The organism is Syntrophorhabdaceae bacterium, assembly GCA_028713955.1.
Lineage (GTDB): Bacteria > Desulfobacterota > Syntrophorhabdia > Syntrophorhabdales > Syntrophorhabdaceae > UBA5609.
Window position 1 is genome coordinate 1 of record JAQTNJ010000133.1, and the last position, 8,540, is coordinate 8,540.

Annotated in this window: 7 protein-coding genes; all 7 read right to left on the bottom strand. The window is 50.1% G+C overall.

From position 1 onward, the window contains the following. Positions 1 to 307 precede the first annotated feature (307 nt). Positions 308 to 1,315 carry a TRAP transporter substrate-binding protein DctP gene (gene dctP / locus PHU49_11170; GenBank protein MDD5244563.1) on the bottom strand — a complete coding sequence of 336 codons (1,008 nt, stop codon included), beginning with the start codon at positions 1,313 to 1,315 and terminating at the stop codon, positions 308 to 310. A gap of 122 nt (positions 1,316 to 1,437) precedes the next feature. After that, positions 1,438 to 2,964, bottom strand: a complete 1,527-nt coding sequence (locus PHU49_11175; GenBank protein MDD5244564.1) for an acyl-CoA/acyl-ACP dehydrogenase — start codon at positions 2,962 to 2,964, stop codon at positions 1,438 to 1,440. A 170-nt stretch (positions 2,965 to 3,134) separates the two neighbouring features. After that, complete coding sequence (locus tag PHU49_11180; GenBank protein MDD5244565.1) at positions 3,135 to 3,869, bottom strand: HesA/MoeB/ThiF family protein; 735 nt, start codon at positions 3,867 to 3,869, stop codon at positions 3,135 to 3,137. Positions 3,870 to 3,886: 17 nt separating this feature from the next. Further along, complete coding sequence (locus PHU49_11185) at positions 3,887 to 4,264, bottom strand: hypothetical protein (GenBank protein ID MDD5244566.1); 378 nt, start codon at positions 4,262 to 4,264, stop codon at positions 3,887 to 3,889. Between the two features lie 100 nt (positions 4,265 to 4,364). Then, positions 4,365 to 6,722 carry a xanthine dehydrogenase family protein molybdopterin-binding subunit gene (locus tag PHU49_11190; GenBank protein ID MDD5244567.1) on the bottom strand — a complete coding sequence of 786 codons (2,358 nt, stop codon included), beginning with the start codon at positions 6,720 to 6,722 and terminating at the stop codon, positions 4,365 to 4,367. Between the two features lies 1 nt (position 6,723). Beyond that, positions 6,724 to 7,212 (bottom strand): (2Fe-2S)-binding protein, encoded by a 489-nt coding sequence (locus tag PHU49_11195; GenBank protein MDD5244568.1) that lies wholly within the window; start codon positions 7,210 to 7,212, stop codon positions 6,724 to 6,726. 20 nt (positions 7,213 to 7,232) lie between these two features. Then, on the bottom strand, positions 7,233 to 8,108 hold the full coding sequence (locus PHU49_11200) for a xanthine dehydrogenase family protein subunit M (protein MDD5244569.1): 876 nt from the start codon (positions 8,106 to 8,108) through the stop codon (positions 7,233 to 7,235). Positions 8,109 to 8,540 lie beyond the last annotated feature (432 nt).

Genomic DNA, 8,540 nt, shown 5'->3' on the forward strand with positions numbered 1-8,540 from the left:
TCTATATCCCAGGTCAACGGCTTATTGAAAAAATATCGCAGGATGATGTCACAGAATTTTATAATTATGGCACAACCAAGCAAAATACCGCCAAGATAGGCAAGGCTCTCTATAACCCAGTCAAAAATCCCCTTACGGCCCATGTTTGATCCCTCCTTGTAAAGATAAAGGAAAGTCCCGGGAACTGCTTCTCAAGAAGGCTTCCCTTCCGTAAAGACTGTAATACTGCAAGGCTCTAAGTATACAGAAAAGACTGCCAGATACCCCTCTTTGTTTAGAGGGGTATCTGACCATTTAACACACATTACTATTGCCAGGGGAATGCCCCTTTAGGCAATGCCTTTTTTGAAGACGCCTTCTGGAGTTTTGGACCATACTCGGGGGCACTCTTCAAGACAAAGTTCCATGTTTCATCATGAATTATCTTTAAGAACTTTTTAGCCTCTTCGGGTGGAAGTTGAATAAATTCCATGCCGGCCTTTAGTCTGACATTATCTTCTTTTTCCACGAGCAACATCTGGCGCATGGTTGCGACGTATTCCATGTCCTTCATAACTTCCATGATTATATCCTGTACGTCCTTGGGGATCTGTTTCCACTTATCCATGTTGATCATGGTAGCCGGCTCCATTTGAAAAAAACCGGGCAGCAGCATATATTTGGTGACCTCCTGGAGGCCCCAGCTTGTCATGCCAACCCTTGGCCAACAAAATCCATCCACCACCTTTCTTTCCATGGCAGTATGGATGTCGGTCGGCGGTATCAAGATCGGGGAAGCCCCCAGGGCCTTTATAAAAGGAACATATAAAGGCATGACCCTTATCTTCATTCCTTTGAAATCTTCCAGTTTTGTGATCTTCTTATTTGTATAGAGCATGAATGGGATCAAATTATGAAACCTTCCAATATATTTGGCATTTACCCTCTTTGCAAATATTTCCCCCCACAACTCAAATGCGCCTGTCTTTCTCTCTTCCCAATCGGCAAGCTCAGAAAGACCCTTTGCTTCAGCCTCAGGCATTAATTGTTTCATGTAACCAAAGGGATAGTACAGAATCATGTCGATTGTGCCTGCCTTCAGGGCATTGACCTGATCAAAAGCTGCGGTAACTTCAGGTCCGCCAAGCCAGCGTATTTCAAGCTTGCCTTTGCATCGCTCGTTGACTCTATCAACAAACATCTGAACGGTGTCATTGTTGCTATGATTTTTAGGGAAGGCCGTGACCGCTTTTAAAACAATAGGTGCGCTGAAGGCAATTGTTGAAACAAAACAAAAAATCGAGACAAGAAACACCACACACATAAGCTTTTTCATGTTACCCCCTTATTTTTATATTTTGTTGCCTAAGCCTATTCTACAATAAAAATACTTTTTTTCAATCGTTTCTCTCTGCCCCAGGGGAACATCCCCTCATGAATGTTACCGCATCACCTCCTCTAAAATATTCTGTCCTTCCCGTTATTGATCCAGGACGGAAACCATCGGTAGTACTCTAACGGATGCGCTCTGTTGAGACCTTCATAGGTTGCCTTAGCCAGCTCAATACCCTTTTTTGTCCGGTAAAGTTTGACAAGACCTTTCTTCTCGAGGGAGGCGAGCAGATCATCAAGCGTGGCGCTGTCCACTTCGAACAATTCCTTTATGTCCTCGCGGCTCATGAAAAGACCCGGGTTTACACGGTAGTCTTCCGCGAGCGCCGCGAGCAGCCTCTCCTCGTCAATCTCTTTTTCTTTCTCTATTGTACCGGGCACCGGTACCGGCACCCCCAGTGTCGGATGGACAACCCGGTGCGGCATCTTGAGGTCTTCGGCCATCTGGCGCAAGGCTGTCCTGAAAATGACAAGCCTGCAGGCCTCCATTGTGCCGCCGGCGATGTGTTCAACCTTGGCCACGTTCATGATCTCCTCAAGAGGGTAAAAAGGCGTCACGCCGTCGCCGCCCATCACCTGTATCGCATCAATGCTCGCCTGCATTGCCGACTCGCAGTTAAAGACCTTGGCCACGTTCGATTCGACCGCGATATCCACCCCGAGATCCCAGAGGTAAGCGGTATAGTACGTCATCAGGCGAGCTATCTTCGTCTTGATGATAAGATCGGCGATCTTGAACTGGTTCGCCGGTATATCGATCGTGGGCCGGCCAAACTGGACCCTTCTCTGTGCATACGGCACCGCATTCCTCAGAAGTTCCCCTATCCAGCCTGTCACTGAAGCAGAGATGAGGGTCCTTTCGAAGTTGAGTCCGGCCGTCATCACCCGCCATCCTTCCCCTTCCTGACCGATGCGGTTCTTTACGGGCACGGATACCTTATCGAAGTTCAATACACCGTTCTGGATATTTTCAAACCCGATTATCTCGTTGATCTTTTCAACAGAAAATCCGGGGGCCCCTTTCTCCAGGATAAAGGCGGTGATATGACGGTAGTTCCGGATATCCTCCGGGTTATCGCTCGTGCGGGCATAGACCATGTGCCTTTTTGCAACACCTGCGGAAACAATGTATCGTTTCTTCCCATTCAGTATGTAAACATCCCCCTCCCGTTTCGCCGTTGTCTCAATTGCAGCCGCATCAGTACCGGCAAAGGGCTCGGTGATAACGATTGCGCCAAGCTCCCCTTTCGCGATGCGCGGAAGAACGTCTTTTTTCTGCTCCTCGGTGCCGTATTCAATGAGTTGCCGCAAGCCACCGAGCATGTTGCCGACGAAGACCCTGCCCGGCCCGGGCATCCTGCAGAACGCTTCCGCTGCAATGCATGCACCGGTTGCGCCCAGTCCGAGACCGCCATACTCCTTCGGGATGCCTGCTCCTGTAAACCCCTTCTCGCCGATCTTCTGGAAGATGTCCCAGGGGAACTCCCTCGTCCATCGCGTCTCGGCGTCTCTCGGCATCACCTCTTTGACGAATGCGTGAACCTCCTCTGCGAATCTCTTCTGTTCTTCCGTCCACCATAGATAAGATTCCATCCCTCAACCTCCTGAGTTTTTTACAGCCCTTTCAGCCGCCTTGCCTTCTCCTTATTCCCAAAAGCAAATTCCATGCCACAACTCACTTGTTCATCTGGTTATTTTGTCTATATTATCCTCCTCCCCGAGGGCCTTTACAATCTTTTCCGAACCAGGTTCCGGGCGTCTTTTCAGCTTAACAATTTCTGCGAGCAAACATTACAACGCTCATTCTTCTTTATATCATAGACCCGGCATTTCATGTCATTTCCATTGAATAATAATAATCTACCGGCCAATGACGGCCTCTGGCCTGTAATTAATTTAACCGTCTCCAGGGCTTGCAGATTTGCTATCAATGCCGGAGTTATACCAAGAACACCCAGTCCCTGCGGCCCTTCAGGGTGAAAACAGGCAAGACAGGGGGTCTCTCCTGGGATAATGGTGGTAACCATACCCCGTAATCGTGAAACGCCACCGTAAACATAAGGTGTCCCCTGCTTAACACAGGCCGCGTTTAACACAAGCCGCCCGTTTAACCTATCCAACCCGTCCACTACTACCTGAGCACCGTCAATCACGCTATCAACGTTCTCTTCCGTTATCTCGGCGCATATCGGGGTAATCTCTATTGTGGTATTTAATCTGGACAACTTCTTCTTTGCGACCACCACCTTCTTTGCCCCCAGATCCTCTTCCCAGTATAACACCTGTCGATTCAAATTGGATAATTCCACCACGTCGAAATCAACTAAAGTGATATGGCCTACACCGGCAGCTGCCAGATATGTTGCCGAAGCACAGCCCAACCCGCCGACGCCGGCAATTACCACGTGGGAGTCCTTTAACCTTTTCTGCCCCTCTTCCCCGAAATCCGGAATGCGTAGCTGCCGGTCATATCTGACAAGTTCGTCCCTGTCCAGCATTGTTCCCGTGGTATCCGTTAACCGTCCCAGCGCCAGAGTACTTTTACCTTTACCCTGTCACCGTCTTTGAGCTTCGCATTGAGGCCGTGAGGGATAGCAACATAATCCTTACCGTTAATCAGGACATCGTAGTCCTCGTCCACGTCATTGGTACCGGGGTTGATCGGTTCAAAATCGACACCCGCCTGCCTGTATCTCTCTGCAAGTACGGTAAGCAGCGCCCGTAACGTCTCGCCTTCCATCGTCAGCTCAATCACCCCGCTCTCCCTGGCCTCCGGCCAGGGTGTATAAAGCCAGGGCATATTGATCGTGAGCAATCCCTCCCGGGTCACCTTCCCGGCGGGATTAATAATGACAATCAATTCAGAAAAACCCGGCAGTATCGCCACCTTCATAACAACCCCCGGTATTCAATACCCTCAGAAATATCGTTATAAACACTTGTTAGCATATCCCCAATCCACAGTCAATAAGGGATGCCGGTTCCCCTGTTTTCTACTTCTTTTCCTTTTTTTGCTCCTTTTCCCTTTTTTCCTTCAACGCCCAATAGACCTTCTCCGGCTCCGCCGGAAGGTCCTTTATCCATACTCCGGTGGCATCATGGATCGCGTTGATTATCGCCGGCGGGGCACTGCAGGTGCTGCCTTCGCTGGCTTCCTTCGCGCCGAAGGGGCCAAAGGGGTCATTGGTAATCACGTGTAGCACCTCGGTCATCGGTGCCTCATAAGCACGGGGACGCTTGTAATCTACAAAATTGGCGTTGAGGGTTAACCCTTTATCCATCTTGAACTCTTCATACAGGGCTGCGGCGACCCCCTGGTGGTACGAACCGCCCAGAACCTGGGTTTCTACTGCCTGGGTATTGAGGGGAAAGCCACAGTCGTGAGCTATTACGCTGTTGTCGGTACACCTCACTACCCCTGTCTCCATATCCACTTCAACCTCGGCTGCCTGAGCGGTAAAGCTGTAATTGGTGCCGATGTCGCCCTTACCGGTGCTGAAATCGGCCAGCGTATGGAGATCTGTCGCCCTCTTCGAGTGGCCGCGGCCGATTATTACCCTCCCCGGTGCGTCGTAGCACGCCATCCTGACTAACCTTTCCCAGGGAATACTCCTGACATGATTCGACTTCACAAAAACCTGTCTGTCCTTAAATACTATCTCGTCCTCCATCGCACCAAGCTTTTTAGCCGCAAATTCGCGGAGCTGTTTTTTCGCATCCTCAGCGGCATTTATCGCAGCTTCCCCGGCGAGCACCGTCACGCGGCTTCCGTAACTACCCGGGTCGGCAGGTGTAAATGCCGTATCCACCCTTTTTATATCCACGTCCCTGAGCTCGATACCCAGGACCTCGGCGACAATCGCAGAACCTACCGTGTCTGACCCCATACCCACATCGGTTGCCCCGGTCAGATAGTTGACGCTGCCGTCTTCGCAGACCCGCACAATGGCAGCACAGGCATTGTGTGCGCTGAGCTGCGTCCCGCTGAGATATGTTCCCGTCGCAAAACCCATACCATAGGCCTTACTACCCTTGACCCTTTCTTTCTTCTTTATTTCCTCCCACTTAACCGCCTCGGCGACCTTTGTAAGGCATTCCTCTGTGCCGGCGGTGGCAATGTGGACATTATTTATTGTCTCATAAATGGTACCCGGCTCAGGGTTCTTGATGATATTTCTATGTCTTATCTCTACCCGGTCTATCCCCATTTCATCGGCTATCATGTCCATCTGGCATTCACGGGCAAAGGTGGTATGGTATATGCCGTGTCCCCTCATCGCCGCCGAACTCGGATTGTTCGTAAAGTAGCAGGTAACATCGTGTTTGAAGTTCGGAAGATGGTAAGGCATGCCCATACAGATACCCGTAAGGAAGTGAGTGAGCGGGCTCATACGGGTATAGGCACCCCCATCAGAGACAATCTTGTTGTGAATAGCCGTTATTTTACCGTCCTTCGTAACACCGGTCTTCATGGTAATCCACATGGGGTGACGCCTCAGGTCAGTGGTGAGGGTGTCGAACTGACTGGCCACTATCTTTACCGGCCTTTCCGCCTTCCTGGCCAGCATGACGGTGGAAAAATCACCGTTCGTCATGTCATTCTTGGTACCGCCAAAGTCGCAGCCAATAAAGGGTGTTATGATCCGAACATTACTGAGAGGGAGTTTGAAACACCTCGATAATATCCTGTATGGGAAGTAAGGACTACCCTTTGCCCCCTGAAAAACCAAACGGTTGTGCTCCGGCCAGTAGGCTACTGTTGCGGGCGGCTCAATATATCCCTTTGCCATACGGGGGGTCTGGAAGGTGTCCTCCCGGACAAGGTATGATTCGGCAAAGGCCTTCTCCACATCGCCAAAATTCCAGTGATACTCAACGGTAATGTTTCCCGGACGGTTCTCGTGAACCAGAGGTGCGCCCTCCTTCATCGCTTCGAAGGGGTCAAAGACACCGGGGAGCGGCTCGTACTCTACCTCAATAAGATCACAGGCCTCCTGGGCAATATCTTCATCCACTGCGGCCACGGCCGCAACACCTTCATAGAGATATCGCACCTTCTTCGTAGCCAGAGGTTCCTCGTCGCGGGTCGGCTGGCTCCAGCCCCATGTGAAACCGTTAAAGTCCTTGCCGGTAATGACCGCTTTTACCCCGGGCAGCCTCTCTGCCTTGCTTGTATCGATGTTAAGTATTCTCGCATGGGCATGAGGGCTTCTCTTCACGTAGCCCCATAGCATATTAGCCGCTTCAATGTCTGCGGCATACTTTGCCTGACCGGTAACCTTGAGCTTAGCCTCTACCCGTGGTATGGGTTTGCCGATTATCGAATATTCTCCTGCGTGTTCCTTGCCCATTCTATTCACCTCCCTGCATCTTTTCAGCTGCTGTTTCTATAGCCTCAATGTATTTTGCATAGCCTGAATCGGCACATATATTGCCCTGAATAGCCTTTCTTATGTCTTCTCTTGTCGGTTTTGAATTTTCAAGGAGAAGGGCCCTTGCGGACATCACCATTCCTGAAGTACAAAAACCGCACTCAATCGCACCATGTGCTACCATCGCCTCCTGAACCGGATGAAGTTTTTCACCATCGGCAACGCCTTCTATGGTTACTACCTCGCGTCCGTTTGCCTGCAATGCAAGGACTGAGCAAGCCCTGACCGCCATCCCATCGAGGTTGACCGTACAGGCGCCGCAGGCGCTCACCTCGCAGCCCGTCCTTGTGCCGGTAAGTTTCAACTCTTTCCTGAGTACATCGAGAAGCAACGCTTTGGGCTTGACTTGCAATTCATAAGGCTTGCCGTTCACAGAAAATCTTAATTCCTTTAATTCGTCGTCCTTCATGATATTCCCTCCTGTCCCATTTAACTTTGCGCCTGAGCTCTTTTAAGAGCTATTTCAGCGGTTCTCCGCACAAACAACCCTGCCATTTCCTTCCGATATTCTGACGAACCATGGACATCAGCAGGGGGTTCCAGTTCTGCGGATGCGGCCCGTCCTGCCTCCGCAAGCAGCTCGCCCGTGATAACCTTCCCCAGAAGAACATTTTCGGCGGCCCGGGATCTCCATGGCGTCGAAGCAACATTACTGAGGGCTATGCGTGCGCCTGAGCATGTCCCGTCGGCCGGGTTCACCGTAACAGATGCCGCCGCGCCCACGATGCCCATATCGCCCTTCATCACCATCAGCTTGCTGTGGGCGGCTCCCGTATGTGGAGACGCCGGCGGTACCTGGATTTCCACCAGGATCTCACCGGGGTTTAGATCAACCTCAAGATAATCCTTATAGAAATCTTCGATATCGATTTCCCTTTCTCCGGCCGGGCCCCGTATTTTCAGCTTTGCATCCAAGGCGATGAACACGATGGTAGGGTCCCCCGCCGGATCACCATGGCAGAGGTTTCCGCCTATGGTGCCCCAGTTACGTGTCTGGACCACGGCGAGGTTGTCTTCCATTTCGCTCAGTACCGGATAGGTCTTTTTGATAATCGGCGATTTTTCGATAGTGCGGTGGGTCGTAAGGGCGCCGATGCTCAGACCTTTCTTCTCATCATACTTGATATAATCAAGTTCTGAAATACCCTTTATGTCGACAAGAAACTCAGGGGCAAGCATATTTTGTTTCATAATGATGAGCATCGATTGTCCGCCTGCAATAACCTTCCCACGACCGCCCAGTTCTGCCAGCAGACCAACGGCCTCTCCGACATTCTTAGGAGCAGCGTACCCAAAATTCTTCATGAAACACCTCCAGTTGGCTTGTGATTTTTGTTTCCGTGTAATTGATACAACTATATATACTGATAAGTATACAAAAGGTGTACTGGGGTAATATTCGGTGGAAAACAGCCATAATAGATCCCCCCCCCTAAAAATTTTTTAATTGGCACAACCTTCATAAAAAAAATTATTATATATACAAGTATGTATATAAATATTTATTTATATATATATAGTTACGTTAGTTGTCAAGAAATTATTTAAATAAAAATAACTGACGTATATCCAATGTTTGCGGGTGCCCCGGTATAAGGCAGCTGAGAGCAGAGAGCGGAGAGTAAAGAGCAAGAAGGTGAGAGGGTGAGAAGAGCAGAAGGTGAGAATCTGAATATAGGTCCTATACGACCTATTGGACCTATATTCTGTAGCGAATTCTTGAGCGAGAGGGGGAGG